General features: G+C 60.1%; 1 protein-coding gene. It reads left to right on the top strand.

Annotated elements, in window-relative coordinates; genetic code table 11:
- Nucleotides 1–25 precede the first annotated feature (25 nt).
- On the top strand, nucleotides 26–670 hold a 645-nt coding region (locus tag E1166_RS30635; RefSeq protein ID WP_165944475.1), incomplete at its 3' end, for an AMP-binding protein.

Below are 670 nucleotides of genomic sequence, written 5' to 3'. Positions count from 1 at the left end.
GACTGTCGTGGAGCTAGCTGGCGGGTTGGAGGTCAACCCGGACCGCTTTGCGCTCGGGCTGACCCCCAGCCACCTGGCCTACGTCATCTACACCTCCGGCTCAACCGGAACACCCAAAGGCGTCATGGTACTTCACGGTGGCGTGTCCAATTTGATGAACATGCAACGCGCCACCTACCCGTTAGGGGCGCACGATGTCGTTCCGGTCAAGACGCCATTCGGCTTCGATGCCTCGGTGCGCGAACTGTACTGGCCCCTGATTTGCGGGGCCAAGCTGATCATGGCGAGGCCCGAAGGACACAAGGATCCCGCTTATCTGACGCAACTCTTTCAGCAAGAGCGAGTGACAGCGCTCTACGCCGTTCCTTCGACCATACGCGCACTACTCGAGCAGGGCGAGCTATCTCGCTGCACCAGCCTTGCAATGTTGTTGACTGGCGCCGAACCGTTATCGGCGCAGATGGTGCATCGCCTTCGCGAGCAGCTGCCGGGACTCAGAATCTTCAGCCACTATGGGCCAACAGAGACAACCGTGTATGCCACTCAATGCGCCGTTGACGACGTTTGTTCCGTTGAAGGCAATGTCCCCATTGGCCGTCCGATGGCGAACACGCGGGTTTATGTGGTCGACGTTCATGGGGGGTTGTGTCCTGTTGGGGTGGCCGGGGAG

The organism is Micromonospora sp. KC213, assembly GCF_004348325.1.
GTDB lineage: Bacteria > Actinomycetota > Actinomycetes > Mycobacteriales > Micromonosporaceae > Micromonospora.
Note: the sequence above shows the minus strand (reverse complement) of the source record. Positions and strands in the feature narration are given on the sequence as shown.